Origin of the sequence: Rhodanobacter denitrificans, assembly GCF_000230695.2 — a bacterium.
Lineage (GTDB): Bacteria > Pseudomonadota > Gammaproteobacteria > Xanthomonadales > Rhodanobacteraceae > Rhodanobacter > Rhodanobacter denitrificans.
Genome location: NC_020541.1, coordinates 1,116,079 through 1,134,104, shown reverse-complemented (window position 1 = coordinate 1,134,104; position 18,026 = coordinate 1,116,079). Strand labels below are relative to the sequence as shown.

At 69.0% G+C, this 18,026-nt stretch carries 17 protein-coding genes; 12 read left to right on the top strand and 5 right to left on the bottom strand.

All coding sequences use genetic code 11. The annotated features are described in order from the left end of the window. The first annotated feature begins 48 nt into the window (after positions 1-48). From lpxB to dnaE, 5 genes are all read left to right on the top strand, one after another. Positions 49-1,263, top strand: a complete 1,215-nt coding sequence (gene lpxB / locus R2APBS1_RS05035) for a lipid-A-disaccharide synthase (protein WP_015447102.1) — start codon at positions 49-51, stop codon at positions 1,261-1,263. Next, positions 1,256-1,909: a ribonuclease HII gene (gene rnhB, locus R2APBS1_RS05030; protein WP_007512028.1), complete on the top strand. Its 654-nt coding sequence runs from the start codon at positions 1,256-1,258 to the stop codon at positions 1,907-1,909. The genes lpxB and rnhB overlap by 8 nt, the downstream gene beginning before the upstream one ends. 214 nt (positions 1,910-2,123) lie before the next feature. Then, positions 2,124-2,327, top strand: a complete 204-nt coding sequence (locus tag R2APBS1_RS05025) for a hypothetical protein (protein ID WP_015447101.1) — start codon at positions 2,124-2,126, stop codon at positions 2,325-2,327. A gap of 67 nt (positions 2,328-2,394) precedes the next feature. After that, entirely contained in the window at positions 2,395-2,934 is a 540-nt protein-coding gene (locus R2APBS1_RS05020) for a TlpA family protein disulfide reductase (RefSeq protein WP_007512027.1), read from the top strand. A 111-nt stretch (positions 2,935-3,045) separates the two neighbouring features. Next, positions 3,046-6,585: a DNA polymerase III subunit alpha gene (gene dnaE, locus R2APBS1_RS05015; RefSeq protein ID WP_041676861.1), complete on the top strand. Its 3,540-nt coding sequence runs from the start codon at positions 3,046-3,048 to the stop codon at positions 6,583-6,585. A gap of 121 nt (positions 6,586-6,706) precedes the next feature. On the opposite strand, the gene R2APBS1_RS05010 is transcribed toward dnaE, so the two are convergent. Next, positions 6,707-7,081: a YajD family HNH nuclease gene (locus R2APBS1_RS05010; RefSeq protein WP_015447099.1), complete on the bottom strand. Its 375-nt coding sequence runs from the start codon at positions 7,079-7,081 to the stop codon at positions 6,707-6,709. A gap of 159 nt (positions 7,082-7,240) precedes the next feature. Between R2APBS1_RS05010 and R2APBS1_RS05005 the strand changes: the two genes are divergently transcribed. The 5 genes from R2APBS1_RS05005 (at position 7,241) to R2APBS1_RS04985 (ending at position 11,512) form a co-directional block, all read left to right on the top strand. Then, positions 7,241-8,197, top strand: a complete 957-nt coding sequence (locus R2APBS1_RS05005; protein ID WP_015447098.1) for an acetyl-CoA carboxylase carboxyltransferase subunit alpha — start codon at positions 7,241-7,243, stop codon at positions 8,195-8,197. A 63-nt stretch (positions 8,198-8,260) separates the two neighbouring features. Next, positions 8,261-8,995: an NYN domain-containing protein gene (locus R2APBS1_RS05000; protein WP_007512021.1), complete on the top strand. Its 735-nt coding sequence runs from the start codon at positions 8,261-8,263 to the stop codon at positions 8,993-8,995. After that, complete coding sequence (tilS, locus tag R2APBS1_RS04995; protein ID WP_015447097.1) at positions 8,992-10,296, top strand: tRNA lysidine(34) synthetase TilS; 1,305 nt, start codon at positions 8,992-8,994, stop codon at positions 10,294-10,296. The genes R2APBS1_RS05000 and tilS overlap by 4 nt, the downstream gene beginning before the upstream one ends. Before the next feature lie 75 nt (positions 10,297-10,371). After that, the gene (locus tag R2APBS1_RS04990; protein WP_007511994.1) at positions 10,372-10,629 is read left to right on the top strand and encodes an exodeoxyribonuclease VII small subunit; all 258 of its coding nucleotides are present in this window, start codon (positions 10,372-10,374) and stop codon (positions 10,627-10,629) included. Next, positions 10,613-11,512 (top strand): polyprenyl synthetase family protein, encoded by a 900-nt coding sequence (locus R2APBS1_RS04985; protein ID WP_015447096.1) that lies wholly within the window; start codon positions 10,613-10,615, stop codon positions 11,510-11,512. Before R2APBS1_RS04990 ends, R2APBS1_RS04985 begins: the two co-directional genes overlap by 17 nt. Positions 11,513-11,578: 66 nt before the next feature. On the opposite strand, the gene R2APBS1_RS04980 is transcribed toward R2APBS1_RS04985, so the two are convergent. Next, entirely contained in the window at positions 11,579-11,980 is a 402-nt protein-coding gene (locus tag R2APBS1_RS04980) for a DUF4870 domain-containing protein (RefSeq protein ID WP_015447095.1), read from the bottom strand. A gap of 238 nt (positions 11,981-12,218) precedes the next feature. Then, positions 12,219-13,586, bottom strand: coding sequence for a metalloprotease PmbA (gene pmbA / locus R2APBS1_RS04975; protein ID WP_015447094.1), 1,368 nt, complete (start codon positions 13,584-13,586; stop codon positions 12,219-12,221). Between the two features lie 107 nt (positions 13,587-13,693). Between pmbA and R2APBS1_RS04970 the strand changes: the two genes are divergently transcribed. Next, positions 13,694-13,963 carry a DUF1653 domain-containing protein gene (locus R2APBS1_RS04970; RefSeq protein ID WP_007511986.1) on the top strand — a complete coding sequence of 90 codons (270 nt, stop codon included), beginning with the start codon at positions 13,694-13,696 and terminating at the stop codon, positions 13,961-13,963. A 29-nt stretch (positions 13,964-13,992) separates the two neighbouring features. Then, on the top strand, positions 13,993-14,544 hold the full coding sequence (gene yjgA, locus R2APBS1_RS04965; protein WP_007511983.1) for a ribosome biogenesis factor YjgA: 552 nt from the start codon (positions 13,993-13,995) through the stop codon (positions 14,542-14,544). Between the two features lie 313 nt (positions 14,545-14,857). Here the strand turns inward: yjgA and R2APBS1_RS04960 are convergent, their stop codons facing one another. Further along, positions 14,858-16,243, bottom strand: coding sequence for a hypothetical protein (locus R2APBS1_RS04960; protein WP_015447093.1), 1,386 nt, complete (start codon positions 16,241-16,243; stop codon positions 14,858-14,860). A gap of 335 nt (positions 16,244-16,578) precedes the next feature. Continuing rightward, positions 16,579-18,018, bottom strand: coding sequence for a metalloprotease TldD (tldD, locus tag R2APBS1_RS04950; protein ID WP_027485146.1), 1,440 nt, complete (start codon positions 18,016-18,018; stop codon positions 16,579-16,581). Between the last annotated feature and the right edge of the window lie 8 nt (positions 18,019-18,026).

Here is an 18,026-nt window from a genome sequence, read left to right as displayed (position 1 = left end):
TCTCGCTTGTCGGGCAATCAGGCACTCGCTCTGGCTTATGCTTCCGGCATGACTGACCACCCGCCGCTCGAATCCCCCCTGATCGCCATCCTCGCCGGCGAAGACTCCGGCGACCAGCTCGGCGCCGACCTGATCGCGGCGTTGCGCCAGCGCTACCCGCAGGCGCGTTTCGTCGGCATCGGCGGCGCGCGCATGCAGCGCGAGGGCTTCGAATCCTGGTACGACATCCGCGAGCTGTCGCTGTTCGGCTTCAGCGAGGTGATCCGCCACCTGCCGCGCCTGCTGCGCCTGCGCAAGGTGCTGCTCGCGCGCCTGCTCGAGGAGCGGCCGGCGGTGGTGGTCGGCATCGACGCCCCCGACTTCAACCTCGGCGTGGAGCAGCGCCTGAAGCAGGCCGGCGTACTCACCGTGCACTACGTCAGCCCGTCGGTGTGGGCCTGGCGCGAGCAGCGCGCGCAGAAGATCGGCCGAAGCGCCAGCCGCGTGCTGTGCCTGTTCCCGATGGAGCCGGCGATCTACGCGAAGCACGGCGTCGACGCCCGCTTCGTCGGTCACCCGCTGGCCGACCGTTTCGCGCTGGTCTCCGACCGCGTCGGTGCACGCGAGCTCCTGCAGCTGCCGCAGCAGGCGCCGGTGCTGGCCGTGCTGCCCGGCAGCCGGCTGTCCGAGGTCAGCCGGCTGGGGCGGGCCTTCATCGAAGCGGCGAATCGCGTGGCCGCCGCCGTGCCCGGGCTGCGCGTGGTGATCCCCGCCGCCAACCCGCAGGTGCGCGCCCGGCTCGAGGCGCTGCTCGCCGGCGGACCGCGCGACGAAACCACGCCGCTGCTGCTGGACGGCCACGCGCACGAGGCGATGCTGGCTGCCGACGTGGTGCTGCTAGCCTCCGGCACCGCCACACTGGAGGCGATGCTGGCCAAGCGGCCGATGGTGGTGGGCTACCGCGTCGCACCGCTGAGCTACCGCATCGCCCTCGCGCTGAAGATGCTGAAGACCGACATCTACGCGCTGCCGAACATCCTGGCCCGCGCCTGCGGCCTCGGCGACGGCCTGCTGGTGCCCGAGCTGATGCAGGACGACTGCACCGCCGACAAGCTGGCCGCCGCCACCCTGGCGCTGTTCAAGGACAGCGAGCGGCGCGGCGCGATCGTGGCCGCATTCGAGCAACTGCACCAAGCCCTGCGCGGCGGCCTGGAAGGCCACGCGGGGGATCGTGCGGCGGCGGCGATCGCCGAGCTGATCGACGCGCAACGCAGCGATGGATAAGCGCCCGGCCGACCCCTGCCGGGGCGAACCTTCCCCGCGGCGGGAGGAACCGGCGAACGCAGGCAGCATCTTCATCGCCGGCGTCGACGAAGCCGGCCGCGGCCCGCTGGCCGGCCCGCTGGCGGTGGCCGCGGTGATCCTCGATCCGGCCCGCCCGATCGTCGGACTGAACGACTCCAAACAGCTCAGCGAGGCGAAGCGCGAGGCGCTGTATCCGCTGATCATCGAGCGCGCGCTGGCGTACCGCATCGTGCTGATCGAGCGCGACGAGATCGACCGCCTGAACATCCTCCAGGCCACCATGACCGGCATGTGCCGCGCGCTGGCCGGCCTTGCGCCGGCCGCCCACGCGGCGCTGATCGACGGCAACCAACTGCCGCGCGACCTGCCCTGTCCCGGCCGCGCGATCGTCGGCGGCGACGCGCTGGAGCCGGCGATCAGCGCGGCCTCGATCCTGGCCAAGGTCAGCCGCGACCGCGTGATGGTGGCGCTCGATGGCGAGTACCCCGGCTACGGTTTCGCCGCGCACAAGGGCTACTCGACGCCGGCGCACCTGGCCGCGCTGCAGCGGCTCGGGCCATGCGCGCAACACCGCCGCAGCTTCGCGCCGGTGCGCCTGCTGCTGGACCAGGGCCAGCTGTTCTAACTGCCGCGCCGGCCGCTGATCGCGCACCGGATGAGACTGACCGGCATAGGCCATCGGTCTATGCAACTTTCTCCCGATCGGGAGCATCATTGACATCAGGGAACGCCACCCGCACGGACGCATCCGCAGCAGCAGCGATGTCCAGCCGGCGCCGACCCGCCGACCCGCTGCCACAGGTGCCTCGATGCACCACGCAGACCGCAGGAGTCGTGCCATGATGCCTCCGTCCATCCGCCCATCCGTTCCACCGATGCCGGCCAGCATGGCCGTGCCCGAGTCGGTCCATCTCGCACCCGACGGCGTCGACGAGGCGCTGCCGCTGCATGCCGACTACAACCTCCGCCCGCTGGCGGTGAACAGCCTGGAGCATTACGTGTTGCCCGCCGGGGAGGATGGCGAACGCTTCCGCGTCCGCTGAGGCGCGCCGCTTCCCCTGCCCCGGGCATCCCGCTACGCTGGCGGCATACCACATGGAGATGGAAGACATGCGCCGCCTCGGCATCGCACTGCTCGGACTGCTGTTCTGCCTGGCCGCCCATGCCGGCGTGCAACCGGGAGATGCGCCGCCAGACGCGCTGGGCACGACCCAGGACGGCAAGACGGTGAGCGTCTCGTCGCTGCACGGCAAAGTGGTAGTGGTCAGCTTCTGGGCCACCTGGTGCGGCTACTGCATGAAGGAACTGCCGATACTGGCGGGCCTGCAGACGCTGGCCACCGAGCGTGGCCTGCCCCTGCAGGTAGTCACCATCAATCACGAAGAAGACCGGCAGACCTACGTGCGGACCGTTCGTGCCCTGCGCCCGCGCCTGCCCGGCCTGCTGATGACCTGGGACCGCGACGGCACCCTCGGCAAACCGTACGGCACCGACAAGGGCATCCCGGTCATGGTGATGCTGCATCGCGACGGCACCGTAGCCCATGTGCACGTGGGCTATGGCGAAGACATGCTGGACAGCCTGGTCGCCGAGATCAACGCACTGCTGGCCGAGCCGGCACCGCCGGCGGTGGCCGTCGCGCCGGGCTGAGCGGCAAGCTCCGGCGAGGCGCCGCCGCGCTTCGCGCAAACCGCACGGAAGTCAATCTTGCCGCTGGGCAAGGTGCCGGGTAGCCTGCGGGGACTCACCGCGCAAGAACGCATGACCGTCCGCTATACCCACCTGCACCTGCACAGCGAATACTCGCTGGTCGATTCGACCATCCGCATCAAGGCGCTGGTCGCCGCCTGCGTGCGCGACGGCATCCCGGCGCTGGCGCTGACCGACGACAGCAACATGTTCGCGCTGGTGAAGTTCTACAAGGCCTGCAGCGCCGCCGGCATCAAGCCGATCGGCGGCTGCGACCTGTGGATGGCCGCGCCGGACGACCCGCGCCCGTGGCGGCTCACCCTGCTGTGCCAGCACCGCGCGGGCTATCTCAATTTGTCGCGACTGGTTTCGCGCGCCTGGCAGGAAGGCCAGCACGGCGGCCGTGCGCTGGTCGAGGCCGGCTGGCTGAGCGTCGATGCCAGCGACGGGCTGATCGCCCTGCTCGGCCGCGAGAGCGAAGTCGGCCGCCTCGCGCTGAACCAGGGCAACGAGGCCGCACTGGCGAAGCTGCGTCCGCTGGCGCAGCTGTTCCCCGAGCGGCTGTACCTGGAGCTGACCCGCTGCGGCCGCGAGGGCGAAGAAGCCTGGAACACCGCCGCGCTGGCGCTGGCCGCCGAACTGGGCCTGCCGGTGCTGGCCAGCAACGACGTGCGCTTCCTCACCCAGAACGATTTCGGCGCGCACGAGGCGCGCGTGTGCATCCAGCAGGGCCGCGTGCTGGCCGACCCCAAGCGCCCGCGCGACTACAGCGACCAGCAATACCTGAAGACGCCGGAGGAAATGGCCGCGCTGTTCGCGGACCTGCCCGAGGCGCTGGAAAACACCGTCGAACTGGCGAAACGCTGCACCCTGGAACTGAAGTTCGGCACCTACTACCTGCCCGACTTCCCGGTGCCCGCAGGCCACGACCTCGACAGCCACATCCGCGAGCTGGCACGGCAAGGTCTCAAGGAACGCCTGGCCAACGCGCCGCTGGCCGCCGACCACACGCTCGCCGACTACCAGGCGCGGCTGGAGCGCGAGCTGGACGTCATCGTCAAGATGGGCTTCCCCGGCTACTTCCTGATCGTGGCGGACTTCATCAACTGGGGCAAACAGAACGGCATCCCGGTTGGCCCCGGCCGCGGTTCCGGTGCCGGCTCGCTGGTGGCCTGGGCGCTGAAGATCACCGACCTGGACCCGTTGCAGTTCAACCTGCTGTTCGAGCGCTTCCTCAACCCCGAACGCGTGTCGATGCCCGACTTCGACATCGACTTCTGCATGGACCGCCGCGACGAGGTGATCGACTACGTGGCGCGCAAGTACGGCCGCGACCGCGTCAGCCAGATCATCACCTACGGCTCGATGGCCGCCAAGGCCGTGCTGCGCGACTCCGGCCGCGTGCTCGGCTTCGGCTACACCCAAGTCGACCGCATCGCCAAGCTGATCCCGGCGCGGCCGCTCGACCTCACGCTGTCGTGCGCGCTGGGCCGCAGCGAGAAGGCGAAGAAGGAGCCCGAGCGCGTCGTCAAGGAATTCTGCGAGCTGTACGAGCAGGACGAGGAAGCGCGTGCGCTGATCGACCTGGCGCTGAAGCTCGAAAACCTCACCCGCAACGCCGGCAAGCACGCCGGCGGCGTGGTGATCGCGCCCAGCCCACTCACCGACTTCGCGCCGCTGTACTGCGAAGCCGGCGGCGGCGGCGTGGTGACCCAGTACGACAAGGACGATGTCGAGGCGGTCGGCCTGGTCAAGTTCGACTTCCTCGGCCTGCGCACGCTGACCATCATCGACTGGGCGGTGAAGGCGATCAACGCGCGCCGCGCGAAAGCCGGCGAGGCCCTGCTCGACATCTCGGCGCTGCCGCTGGACGACCCGGCGTCGTACGAGCTGCTGAAGAAGGCGCAGACCGTCGCGGTGTTCCAGCTGGAATCCTCCGGCATGCAGCGCATGCTGAAGGACGCGAAACCCGACCGCTTCGAGGACATCATCGCGCTGGTGGCGCTGTACCGCCCCGGCCCGATGGACCTGATCCCCAGCTTCGTGGCGCGCAAGCACGGCCGCGAGGACGTGGAATACCCCGACCCGCGCGTCGAGCCGATCCTGAAAGAGACCTACGGCATCATGGTCTACCAGGAACAGGTGATGCAGATGGCGCAGATCGTCGGCGGCTACTCGCTCGGCGGCGCCGACCTGCTGCGCCGCGCGATGGGCAAGAAGAAACTCGAGGAGATGGCCAAGGAGCGCGCCAAGTTCCGCGAAGGCGCGGCGAAGGACGGCCTCAGCGGCGAGAAGGCCGATTCCATCTTCGACCTGATGGAGAAGTTCGCCGGCTACGGCTTCAACAAGTCGCATGCCGCCGCCTACGCGCTGGTCTCCTACCAGACCGCCTGGCTGAAGGCGCACTACCCGGCCGAGTTCATGGCCGCGACGATCTCCTCGGACATGGACAACACCGACAAGGTGGTGACCTTCCTCGACGAGTCGCGCGCCATCGGCATCGCCGTGCAGCCGCCGGACGTCAACGCGTCCGAGTACATGTTCGTGGCAGTGGAACCGAAGGTCATCCAGTATGGCCTCGGCGCGATCAAGGGCGTCGGCCAGGGCGCCTGCGAAGCCATCGTCGCCGAGCGCGCCAACGGCAGGTACGCCGACCTGGCCGACTTCTGCCGCCGCGTCGATCCGACCCGGCTCAACCGCCGCGTGCTGGAGGCGCTGATCCTCTCCGGCGCTCTGGATGCGCTCGCCGCCAACCGCGCCAGCCTGATGCTGCAGCTGCCCGACGCGATCAAGGCCGCCGAACAGCACCTGCGCGACCGCCAGTCCGGCCAGAACGACATGTTCGGCGCAGCAATGGGCAACGCCACGCCGGTGCTGAAGATCGAGTTGCCGACCGTGCCCGAATGGCCGCTGGAGCAGAAGCTGCAGGGCGAGCGCGACACGCTCGGCCATTACCTGTCCGGCCATCCCACCGACCCGTGGAAGGACGAGCTGGCGCAGCTGTCGAGCTGCCCGCTCGGCGAGATCGCCGACCGCTACCAGCCGCCGAAGCCGCGCAAGAACGACCACGACGACGGCAACCGTTTCCGCCGCGGCCCCGACACGCCATGGACCGTCGCCGGCATGGTCACCGCCGTGCGCAAGCGCGGCGACAGCGACGCGTTCGTGCGGCTGGAGGACGGCAGCGGCATCATCGAGGTGAGCTTCTTCGGCGAGCTGTACCAGCAGATGGCGCCGCTGCTGACCCGTGACGAGATGCTGGTGGTCGACGGCGGCCTGCGCATCGACGACTTCTCCGGCGGCGGCTTCCAGCTGCGCGCGCGCAGCGCCTGCTCACTGGCCGACGCCTGCCGCCGGCACGCGCGATTGCTGCAGCTGAAGTTGAACGGCATCGGCCCGGGTTTCGTCGGCCAGCTGCAGCAGGCGCTGGCCGGCTACCGCGGCGGCCGCACCAGCGTGACCTTGCACGGCTACCGCAACCGCCATGCGCAGGCCGATCTCGAACTCGGCGAAGCCTGGCGCGTGGAAGCCATCCCGGAGCTGCTGCGCACCGTGCGCGCCCTGCCCGGCGTGCAGGCCGCGCGCCTGCGCATCGTCAAGCAGCAGGACTGAGCCGCTTCGCTCCCGCAGGAGCCCGCTCGCGGGCGATGCTTTGAAAGCCCGGATGACCAGACATTCGTCTGTTGAGAGCCGGAATTCGCAAAAGCAAAAAGCATCGCCCGCGAGCGGGCTCCTACGACTTGCCTCGTTCCATCATCGCCTTCAAATCCGCGAACGGATTGCCGGTGGCCGGCGCCGCCGCCTCCACCGCCATCACCCCACCGCGCACATGGTCGATGTACCGCGCGTGCTCGTTGTCGTGGCAGTACACGCACAACAGTTCCCAGTTGCTGCCGTCCGGCGGGTTGAAATCGTGGTCGTGGTTGCGGTGGTGCACGGTCAGTTCCTGCAGGTTGGCGCGGGTGAACTCGCGCGCACAACGACCGCACACCCACGGGTACATCTTCAGCGCGCGCTCGCGATAGCCCAGTTCGCGCTGTTCGGCGGCGTGCCGGGCCTCGGCCACGATGCGGTCGAGTTTCGCGTTGTCGATGGGCTTGTTGGGCATGGCGAGGATCCGGCGGCGGCGTTCGATGGGGCGGACGATAGCGCAACCGCCCGGCCTGCGGCAGGCATCTGTCGATCCCGTCACAGCCATACGGCGGCGTTCTCGCGTTTTTCTGCGGGACGGTATACTGAGTCGCTTCTGTGCCATGAATAGCAACGAATGAACCCCAACTTCCTCGATTTCGAACAACCGATTGCCGAACTGGACGCGAAGATCGAAGAGCTTCGCCACGCCAGTGACGGCCAGGCGTTCAACATCGAGGATGAGGTGGGCCGCCTGCGCGAGAAGCTGAAGATCAAGACCGCCGAGATCTTCCGCAACCTCAACTCGTGGCAGACCACCCAGCTCTCGCGCCACCCGGCGCGGCCGTACACGCTGGACTACATCGGCGTGATCTGCGAGGAGTTCCACGAGCTGGCCGGCGACCGCATGTACGCCGAGGACGCTGCCATCGTGGGCGGGCTGGGCCGCATCAACGGTCGACCGGTGGTGATCATCGGCCACCAGAAGGGCCGCAACACCAAGGACAAGGTGCGCCGCAACTTCGGCATGCCGCGCCCCGAGGGCTACCGCAAGGCACTGCGCCTGATGAAGATGGCCGAGCGCTTCGGCCTGCCGCTGCTGACCCTGATCGACACCCCCGGCGCCTACCCCGGCGTGGGCGCCGAGGAACGCGGCCAGAGCGAGGCGATCGCGCGCAACCTGCTGGAGATGGCCGAGCTGAAAGTGCCGATCATCTGCACCGTGATCGGCGAGGGCGGCTCCGGCGGCGCGCTGGCGATCGGCGTGGGCGACCGCACCAATATGCTGCAGTACTCGACCTATTCGGTGATCTCGCCGGAAGGCTGCGCCTCGATCCTGTGGAAAAGCCCGGACAAGGTGAAGGACGCCGCCGAGGCGCTGGGCATGACCGCACCGCGCCTGTTCGAACTGGGCCTGGTCGACAAGCTGATCCGCGAACCGCTGGGCGGCGCGCACCGCAACCCGCGCTCGATGGCGATCCGCCTGAAGGCGGTGCTGCTGAACCAGCTCGACGAACTGCAGGCGATGCCGCTCACCGATCTGCTGCAGCAACGCTACCAGCGGTTGCGCGGCTACGGCGCGTACCAGGAATAGCCGCCTGCAGCCGGCCCGGCCGCGCGCTACCATCGGCGGCATTCCCGCCGCCGGTAGCCGACCATGGCCCACGACAAGCTCGCCGTACTGATCGACGCCGACAACGCCCGCCCGGCGATCGTCGAGGGCCTGCTGGCCGAGGTGGCCAAGTACGGCACCGCACACGTCAAGCGCATCTACGGCGACTGGACCAAGCCCGATCTCAGCGGCTGGAAGGAAGTGCTGCTGCGCCATTCGATCCAGCCGATCCAGCAGTTCCGCTACACCGTCGGCAAGAACGCCACCGACTCGGCGATGATCATCGACGCGATGGACCTGCTCTACGCCGGGCGCTTCGACGGCTTCTGCATCGTCTCCAGCGACAGCGACTTCACCCGGCTTGCCTCGCGCATCCGCGAATCCGGCCAGACCGTGTACGGTTTCGGCGAGAAGAAGACGCCCGAGCCGTTCCGCACCGCCTGCGACAAGTTCATCTACACCGAGGTGCTGGCCGGCATCGCCGAGACCGAGACCGCGGCGGCGCCGAAGCAGCGCTCGGCGAAGGAGCTGCGCGGCGACACGCGCCTGATGAACCTGCTGCGCGGCGCGCTGGAGGCCGCCTCGGACGACACCGGCTGGGCCAGCCTGGGCACCATCGGCAACATCATCAGCAAGCAGTCGCCCGACTTCGACTCGCGCAATTACGGCTACGCCAAGCTCAGCGGCCTGATCAAGGGGATCGGCCTGTTCGACACCGAGGAACGCCAGATCGGCAACGGCAAGCACCTCTACGTGCGGCCCCGCGAAAGCAGGAAGTGAACGAGCCGCTGCACCAGCACCTGCAGGCTGCGCTGGCGTCCATGCCGTTGCCGGCAGGGCTGTGCGTGGCGTTCAGCGGTGGCCCGGATTCCAGCGCCCTGCTGCATGCGCTGGCGCAGTTGCCGGCCGCACGCATGCACGGACTGCGCGCGCTGCATGTCGACCACGCGCTGCACCCGGACAGCGCGGCATGGGCGGCGCACTGCGAGCGCTTCTGCGCCGCCCTGGACGTGCCGTGCGAGGTGCTGCGCGTGCGGGTCGACGGCGACACCGGGCTGGGCGTGGAAGCCGCCGCACGCGACGCGCGCTACGCCGCGCTGGCGATGCAACTGCGCGAAGGCGACTGCCTGCTGCTCGGCCACCATCGCGACGACCAGGCCGAGACGGTACTGCTGAAACTGTTGCGCGGCGCCGGACCGGAAGGACTCGGCGGCATGCGCGCGCTGCGCCCGTTCGGCCGCGGCCAGCTGTGGCGCCCGCTGCTGGCGCTGTCGCGGCGGCAGTTGCGCGATTACGTGGCGGCACACCGGCTCGAATGCATCGACGACCCCTCCAACGCCGACACCCGCCTCGCGCGCAACCAGCTGCGCCAGGAGATCCTGCCGCGGCTGGCGCGGCACTGGCCGCAAGCAGTGGATTCGATCCTGCACAGCGCCGCCCTGTGCCGCGCCGCGGCGGACGCACTGCAAGCGCACTGGCTGGCCGCCTTCGACGCGCTGCACGACGCGGCCAGCGGCAGCCTCGACGCCCTCGGCTGGCTGGCGCTGGCGCCGGCGCTGCGCGAGCCCTTGCTCGACCACTGGCTGCACGCGCGCGGCCTGCGCGCCCCCGGCAAGGCGCAACGCCGGCAGATCGAACGCCAGTGCGGCGCGCGTGCCGGCCAGCTGCCATGCGTCCGCTGGGCCGGTACCGAACTGCACATCTGGAAAGGCCGGCTGTGGGCGCTGCCGCCCGGGCGCGCCGTCGACGCCGGCTGGCAGGTGCGCTGGCGCGGCGAGCCCCTGGCACTCCCCGACGGCGGCGAACTGACCCTGGCCATCGAGGACACCCGTCTCGCCGAGCCGCTGCTGGTGCGCCTGCGCCGCGGCGGCGAGCGCATCAAGCCCGACGGCGACGCGCACACGCGCGAGCTGCGCGACCTGTTCCAGCAGGCGCAGCTGCCGCCGTGGCGGCGCCACGCCTGTCCGCTGCTGTACGCCGACGACGAGCTGGTCGCGGTGGCCGACCGCTGGATCAGCGCCCGTGGCGCGGCAATTTTCCGCCAGGCCGGCACATCGCCGCGCTGGCGCGCGGGGCGCTGATCCAGGTCACGCCAACGCCGCTCCGCAGCCCGCGCAGATTGATTCCGGACAGCCGCTGCGCTAGCGTTGCGGGCCATGGCCAAGACCGCTCCCACCCCCGGCAAGACCCCGCCCGCCGCCGATTTCGAACACTCCCTCGACGAGCTGGAGCAACTGGTCGCGAAGATGGAGAGCGGCGAGATGAGCCTGGATGAATCGCTGGCCTCGTTCGAGCGCGGCATCGGCCTGTTCCGCCATTGCCAGCAGTCGCTGGAGCAGGCCGAACTGCGCGTGCGGCTGCTGCTCGACCCCGAAGCCCCCGACAGCGCCGAACCGTTTGAACCCGAACTCTGAGCTTGGCCCCGCCCTGCAGTCGCTGATCGCCCGCGCCGAACAGGCGCTGGACCACAGCCTGCCGCCGGCCGACTACTCCCCCGCCGAACTGCATCGCGCGATGCGCTACGCCGTGCTCGGCGGTGGCAAGCGGCTGCGCCCGCTGCTGGTCTACGCCGGCGCGCATGCACTGGGCGAAGACGGTCCGTCGCTGGATGCCGCCGCATGCGCGGTGGAACTGATCCACGCCTACTCGCTGGTGCATGACGACCTGCCCGCGATGGACGACGACGCGCTGCGCCGCGGCCGCCCGACCTGCCATGTGGTGTTCGGCGAGGCGATGGCGATCCTCGCCGGCGACGCGCTGCAGGCGCTGGCGTTCGAGATCCTCGCCGACGATGCCGCACGCCGCGCCGACGCGGCCACCGGCGTCGCCATGCTGCGTGCGCTGGGCCGCGCCTGCGGCGCCGAGGGCATGGCCGGTGGCCAGGCACTGGACCTGGCGGCGGTCGGCCAGGCGCTGACGCTGGACGCACTGGAACACATGCACGCCTGCAAGACCGGCGCGCTGATCCGCGCCTCGGTGCAACTGGGCGCGCTCGCAGCCGGCGCCGACGCCAACGCGCTGCAGGCGCTGGACCGCTACGCGCACGCGGTCGGCCTGGCCTTCCAGGTGCGCGACGACATCCTCGACGTGGAAGGCGAATCGGCGGTGATCGGCAAGACCGCCGGCAAGGACGCCGCCGCCGCCAAGCCCACCTTCCCCTCGATCATCGGCCTCGACGCCTCGCGCGCGCGACTGGCCGAGCTGACCGACGCCGCGCTGGCCGCGATCGTCCCGCTGGGCAAACGTGCCGGGCTGCTGGAAGAACTGGCGCGGTACGCCGCCCATCGCCGCTACTGAAGCCCCTCGCGCCGCACGAAAAAGGGCGGCTTGCGCCGCCCTCGTTTCACCGCAGCGTCGACTGGCTCAGCTGACCAGCCGCAGCGTGAACGGGTAGCGGTAGGTGGTGCCTTCGTTCGCCTTGATCGTGGCGATGATCACGAACACCACCCAGCCGACCGCCAACACCGCCAGCAGCAGGAAGCCGATCAGGATGAAGCACAGGATCCAGCTCACCACGGCGGCGATCCCCACGGTGATGTTGAAGTTCAGCGCTTCCTTGCCCTGGTCGTTGACGAACGGCATGGTGTCCTTCTTGATCAGCCAGATCACCAGCGGCCCGATGATGCTGCCCAACGGGATGATCACGCCGACCAGCGCGGACAGGTGCGCGAACATCGCCCATTGACGCTCCTCGGCGGAAGGCCCCCCGGCCATCGGCGGCTCGCTCGGCGGGGGCGGAATGACGGACTCGGGTGGAACGCTCATGCGCATCTCCTTGTAGTGGGAACTTGCGTCGACGGCTCGCCGGCGACTGGCCGGTTGCGCCGATGCTAGCAAGGCTCGCGTCGCTTTGCCGCATGAATCTGCGAGCCGTCAACGCCGGGGCGCGCCCTGTGCGCGATGTTCTTGTCTCTTTGCTCCTGCTGCATCCAGGGCAGAGAGCATCAGAGGCAAGAGCTTTGAGGGCGACAAGGGGGCAACCGCACTCTTACGGCAATCGCTACTACTCGCCCGCCACGGTCATGCGCTCGAGCAGGATCGAGCCGGTGAGGATGTGCGAGCGCGGGTCGACGTCGGCGCCCACCGCGACGATGCCGGCGAACATGTCGCGCAGGTTCGCCGCGATGGTGATGCCCTCGACCGGGTAGGCGATCGCGCCGTTTTCCACCCAGAACCCCGCCGCGCCGCGCGAATAATCGCCGGTGACGGTGGACACGCCCTGGCCCATCACTTCGGTCACCAGCAGGCCGTTGCCCAGGCGCTGCAGCATGCCGTCGAAGTCGCTGCGCTCGCCGTCGACGCTGCCCGGCTCCACGATCAGGTTGTGCACGCCACCGGCATTGCCGGTCGATGGCAGTCCGAGCTTGCGCGCCGAATAGCTGCCCAGCACGTAGCGCGCCAGCACGCCGCCCTCGACCAGCGCGCCGTCGACGGTGGCCACGCCCTCCGCGTCGAAGTTGCCCGAGCCCTGGCCGCGCGGCAGATGCGGCCGCTCGTCGATGTTCAGCCACGCCGGCATGATCCGCTTGCCGGCGTGGTCGAGCAGGAAGCTGGCCTGGCGGTACAGCGCGCCGCCGCTGACCGCGCCGAGCAGATGGCCGACCAACCCGCGCGCCAGCTCCGGCGCGAACAGCACCGGGCACTGCCGCGTCGACAAGCTGCGCGCACCCATGCGCGCCAGCGTGCGTTCGGCGGCCTTGTCGCCGAGCGCCTGCGCACTGATGAAATCGCCGGCAGCGCGCACGCTGTCGTACCAGTAGTCGCGCTGCATGCCGTCGCCCTCGCCGGCGATCAGCGCCAGCGACAGCGCATGCCGCGTGCCGCGCTCGCGCCCGACGAAGCCGTGCGAATTCGCGTACACCGACAGCCCTTCGCCCGCCTGCACGCTGGCGCCGTCGGAATTGCTGATGCCGGCATGGGCGCGGCCGGCGTCCTCGATGGCGACGCCCAGCGCGATCGCCTGCGCGGTGTCGATGGCCCACGGATGCCACAGGTCGAGATCGGGAAACGCGGTGGCCATGCGCGCCGCATCGGCCAGCCCGGCGGCCGGGTCGGCCTCGGTGTAGCGGGCGATCGCGCAGGCCTGCTCCAACGTGGCCTGGATCGAATCGGGGTGGAGATCGGCGGTGCTGGCCGAGCCCTTGCGCTGGCCGAAATACACGGTGAGCCCGAAACCGCGGTCGCGGGTGTGTTCCACCGTTTCCACCTCGCCCAGGCGCACGTTCACGCTCAAGCCCGTGTCAATGCTCGCCGCCACCTCGGCCTGGCTGGCGCCGGCGGCGCGGGCGCGGCGGATCACGTCCTCGGCCAGCTCCGCCAGGCGATCAAGCTCGTAAAGACTGCGGTCCTGGCTGATGGCAACTTCGCTCACGTTCGGGTTTTCCTGAGAGATAGGCGGGTAGAATAAGCGGTTCGCGACCGCCGACCCCGAAACGTGGGGGCGCGGCGGCGAAATGAAAAGAGCTGCGGAGAACGTCCATGCAACCCACCGCCGGCATCTATCGTCACTACAAGGGTCAGCGCTACCGCGTGCTGGGCACCGCCCGCCATAGCGAAACGATGGAACCGCTGGTGGTCTACCAGGCGCTCTACGGCGATCACGGCCTGTGGGTGCGCCCTGCCGCGATGTTCAGCGAGACCATCGAGCTGGACGGCGAGCCGATCGCCCGCTTCGCGCTGGAACAGGCCGAGCTGGACCCGGCCGGACCAGGCCCGACCGGGCTAGCCAGCAACGACCCGCACGCCTGATCCACCCGTTTTTCCTCTGGAATGAACCCGTGAGCCCGAGCCGCAGCCGCAACCAGACCGAACTCGACGACGCGGACTACGGCCCCAGCCGTACCCAGCAGCGCCGCGAGGCGCTGGCCATCCTGACCCTGGCCGGCCAGCTGATCGAGTTGCCGCCGAGCAAGCTGGCCAAGCTGGCCCTCCCCGAAGACGTGCGCCGCGAGGTCGACGTCACCCGCCGCATCACTTCGCACGGCGCGAAGAAGCGCCAGCTCGCCTTCCTCGCCAAGGTGATGCGCCGCTACGGCGACGAGGACTTCGCCGCCGTGCGCGCCGAACTCGGCGAGAACCGCGAGAAGCAGCGCCAGGAAACCGCCGCGATGCACCGCCTGGAGGCGATGCGCGACCGGCTGGTTGCCGAGGACGAAAGCGCGCTCTCCGAACTGATCGCCGAGCATCCGCAGGTCGATCGCCAGCACCTGCGCTCGCTGGTGCGCCAGGTGCGCATCGAGAAGGACACGCCGAACAAGCCGCCGCGGGCGTACCGGGAGATCTTCCAGTTGCTGAAGGATCTGCAGGCGGGCGATTCGGCCGAAGGCTGACGCATCAGCCCGCAGGAGCGCTCCTGTCCACAAGGGACTTCCTTTGGTCGTGCGCGATGCCCTTGGCTCTCCGTGGCATTCAGAACAAAGGGCCTTCGGCCACTTGCGGCAGCCGAAAGCCCTTCGCTTTAGCTCCACCAGTCAAGCATCGACATAACTTCGCGGCAATCGCCCTTCGACTTCACTGCGCCTGCCCTGGGCTCGTCGAAGGACTCATGGCCAACGAACTCTGTTGCCATATGGACGTCCATCTGATCCCAATGGGCATCCGTGACCGCTTGCACCAGCACCGCCCATTTTCATCGACGCACGCTCAGATCGCCAGCCACACGTAGAAGTAGAGTGTGTTGTTGTCGCTGGCGTTGCGTCCTGCTCCGTCGATGTTGTGCACGCGTCCGCTGAAACGGTTGAAGTACGTGTACTCCAGGCCCAGCCGCACGTTGGCCCACGGCTGCGCCCACGAGTTGGACTGGCCAAACGGGCTGTAGCCGAGCTCGATGCTTTCGCCCTGGGTGTTCGGTGAGCCGTCGTTGCCGTAGAGCGTGGCGTCCTTGCTGCCGTTGTCGACGAAGGTTGCCAGGGTCACGCCGTAGGTATGGCGGTACCAGTAGCTGGCCTTGAGGTTGAGCGACTGCAGGCTGTTGCGCAGATGGTCCGATCCGCCACCGCCGTAGGTGGCATCCAGGCGCTGGTTCTCGTGGACGTACAGTCCGTCGACGGTGATCGCGTGATCGTCCTTGATGTACATGTAGCTGGCATCGATGCCGAAGTCGCGGAACCGGTCCGTCGGCCCGGGCAACGCCACCGCGTCACCGGCCGCGTTGGTGCCGACCTGTCCGCGGCGCATGTTCAGCATGAAGCCGCCGAGGGAGACGCTGCCGGTGGGCAGGTTCCACGTATAGGCCAGGCGCGCATAGGGCGTGACCCCGCTCAGGCGGCCGTCGAAATGGCCATTGACGCTGCGCAGGAAGGCCGGCGACAGCGAGCGATAGCCGCCCAGCTCCATGTACCAGGCGCCGTCCAGCTGCATGTAGGCGCTGACACCGACCACCTGGGCGGCGAGGCCGCCGAGCAGCATCGGCTGGGCGGGCGCCCCGGGGGCCAGGTCGGCCGACATGTAGGGGTACTTCCACGCCGGTGCGGTGTTGAACACGTCGCTGACGGTGGGGTTGTTGTTGAGCGAGATGCCCCAGATGCCGCTGTGGCTGCCATGGCTGAACATGCGCGCATAGCGCCAGTCCATGTTGTCCCAGCCGAGCAGGCCGCCGTTCTCGGAGTAGGTCGCCTGCGCGAAGACGCCGATATGCTCGCTCAATCGGCCGGCCAGGAACGCCGACGCCTGCTGCAACTCGGTGTTGTTGTTGGTGCCGAAGCCGTTGGCCGGGGCCTCCGGCTGGGCTTTCTGCGTGTGGGTGAACGACTCGACCAGCATTGCCGAAAGCGGCACGTCGGTCTGCTCGCCGACCTTCATGGTGTAGCCCATCAGCTTGAACTGGCGTCCGAACTGGGTGAGCTCCGGCCCGAAGCCGCCCACATGGCAAGCCACGCAGGGCTGCTGGGTCTGTCGCGCGTACGAGGGCACCGCCGATGCCAGGGTGGGTATCCCCAGCCATGCGAGCGCGATCAGCACGACCCAGCGCGGTGGTCGAGCGAGGGCGGTGAACCAGCTCGAAATGAGGCTATTCTGGCAAGTGTTCATGACATGCTCCCCACGATTCCAGTGTGATGGCTGGATGCAGGCGCAGTCTTTGCCGATCGGATGACCCCGATATTGACGTCCATCAAACGCCGGCGATACGTCTCTCGCGCGCAATGTCGCAGGCGCTGCAGCAGCACACGGAATATCGCCGGGCCATCACGGGCGCACCCGATCGGCGGCCACCGGCGCAAGGAAAGCATGCAGGAAATTGCGAATCGCCGCGCTGGGACATCTGCGCAAAACTCGCTCGGAGTGCACGTTCGGGCGATCGCTTCCGGCCGATGGCGGACATGAGCTGTGCATGCGTGAGTACGCAAAGAGAAGGTGACTCGGCCCTACGCCGCCGTACCACCCACCGTCATCGCATCAATCTTCAACGTAGGTTGCCCCACGCCCACCGGCACGCTCTGCCCGTCCTTGCCGCACACGCCGACGCCCTCGTCCAGCGCCAGGTCGTTGCCGATCATCGAGACGCGGTTGAGCACCTCGGGGCCGGAGCCGATCAGCGTGGCGCCCTTCACCGGGCGAGTGATTTTCCCGTCCTCGATCAGGTAGGCCTCGCTGGCGGAGAAGGTGAACTTGCCGTTGGTGATGTCGACCTGGCCGCCGCCGAAGTTCGGCGCGTACAGGCCCTTCTTCACCGAGCGGATGATCTCGGCCGGGTCGTGCGATCCAGCGAGCATGTAGGTATTGGTCATGCGCGGCATCGGCAGCGCGGTGAAGGATTCGCGGCGACCGTTGCCGGTGGGTGCCATGCCCATCAGGCGCGCGTTGAGCTTGTCCTGCATGTAACCCTTGAGGATGCCATCCTCGATCAGCGTGGTGCACTCGCTCGGGGTGCCTTCGTCGTCGATGCTGAGCGAGCCGCGTCGACCGGGCAAGGTGCCGTCGTCGACGATGGTGACGCCCTTCGCCGCCACGCGCTGGCCGAGGCGGCCGGCGAAGGCGGAGCTGCCCTTGCGGTTGAAGTCACCTTCGAGGCCGTGGCCGATCGCCTCATGCAGCAGCACGCCGGGCCAGCCGGGGCCGAGCACCACGGTCATCTGGCCGGCCGGGGCGTCGACCGAATCCAGGTTCACCAGCGCCTGGCGCACCGCCTCGTCGGCGAAGCGCAGCGCACGGCCGTTCTCGATCAGCTCGCGGTAGCCGTAGCGGCCACCGCCACCGGCATAACCCTGCTCGCGCCGGCCGTTCTGCTCGGCGATCACCTGCACGTTGATGCGTACCAGCGGGCGCACGTCGGCGGCCAGAGTACCGTCGGAGGCGGCGATCAGCACGGTGTCGATGGTGGCGGCCAGGCTGACGATGACCTGCCGGATGCGCGGATCGCGCGAGCGCGCGTACGCGTCGACCTCGCGCAGCAGTGCAATCTTGTCGGGGTTGGGCAGGCTCTCGACCGGGTCGAGCGCCGGGTACAGCGCGCGTACGCCGTTCAGCGCCAGCGGCTTGCCGGCGCCCTGGCCGTCGCGGGCGATCGCGCGGGCGGCCCTGGATGCCTCCAGCAGCTGCGGCAGTACGATCTCGTCGGAATAGGCGAAGCCGGTCTTCTCGCCGCTGATCGCGCGCACGCCCACGCCCTGCTCGATCGAGTGGCTGCCGTCCTTGACGATGCCCTCCTCCAGCGTCCACGACTCGCTGCGCGAATGCTGGAAGTACAGGTCGGCAGCATCGATCGATGGACCCATCAGCTGGGTGAACACGCGGTCGAGGTCGCCGGTGGCGATGCCTCCGGGGAACAACAACTTGCTTTCGGCAAGGGCGATCAATGAATCCATGGGGGTCA

What these genes read in the sequence shown, in the direction of transcription:
- R2APBS1_RS05000 (WP_007512021.1), top strand. Translation starts at nt 8,261, where the DNA reads ATGGCCCACGACAAGCTCGCCGTACTGATCGACGCCGACAACGCCCGC.
- R2APBS1_RS04960 (WP_015447093.1), bottom strand. Translation starts at nt 16,243, where the DNA reads ATGAACACTTGCCAGAATAGCCTCATTTCGAGCTGGTTCACCGCCCTC.
- tldD (WP_027485146.1), bottom strand. Translation starts at nt 18,018, where the DNA reads ATGGATTCATTGATCGCCCTTGCCGAAAGCAAGTTGTTGTTCCCCGGA.
- R2APBS1_RS05010 (WP_015447099.1), bottom strand. Translation starts at nt 7,081, where the DNA reads ATGCCCAACAAGCCCATCGACAACGCGAAACTCGACCGCATCGTGGCC.
- rnhB (WP_007512028.1), top strand. Translation starts at nt 1,256, where the DNA reads ATGGATAAGCGCCCGGCCGACCCCTGCCGGGGCGAACCTTCCCCGCGG.
- dnaE (WP_041676861.1), top strand. Translation starts at nt 3,046, where the DNA reads ATGACCGTCCGCTATACCCACCTGCACCTGCACAGCGAATACTCGCTG.
- R2APBS1_RS05005 (WP_015447098.1), top strand. Translation starts at nt 7,241, where the DNA reads ATGAACCCCAACTTCCTCGATTTCGAACAACCGATTGCCGAACTGGAC.
- R2APBS1_RS05020 (WP_007512027.1), top strand. Translation starts at nt 2,395, where the DNA reads ATGCGCCGCCTCGGCATCGCACTGCTCGGACTGCTGTTCTGCCTGGCC.
- R2APBS1_RS04980 (WP_015447095.1), bottom strand. Translation starts at nt 11,980, where the DNA reads ATGAGCGTTCCACCCGAGTCCGTCATTCCGCCCCCGCCGAGCGAGCCG.
- R2APBS1_RS04990 (WP_007511994.1), top strand. Translation starts at nt 10,372, where the DNA reads ATGGCCAAGACCGCTCCCACCCCCGGCAAGACCCCGCCCGCCGCCGAT.
- lpxB (WP_015447102.1), top strand. Translation starts at nt 49, where the DNA reads ATGACTGACCACCCGCCGCTCGAATCCCCCCTGATCGCCATCCTCGCC.
- R2APBS1_RS04970 (WP_007511986.1), top strand. Translation starts at nt 13,694, where the DNA reads ATGCAACCCACCGCCGGCATCTATCGTCACTACAAGGGTCAGCGCTAC.
- R2APBS1_RS05025 (WP_015447101.1), top strand. Translation starts at nt 2,124, where the DNA reads ATGATGCCTCCGTCCATCCGCCCATCCGTTCCACCGATGCCGGCCAGC.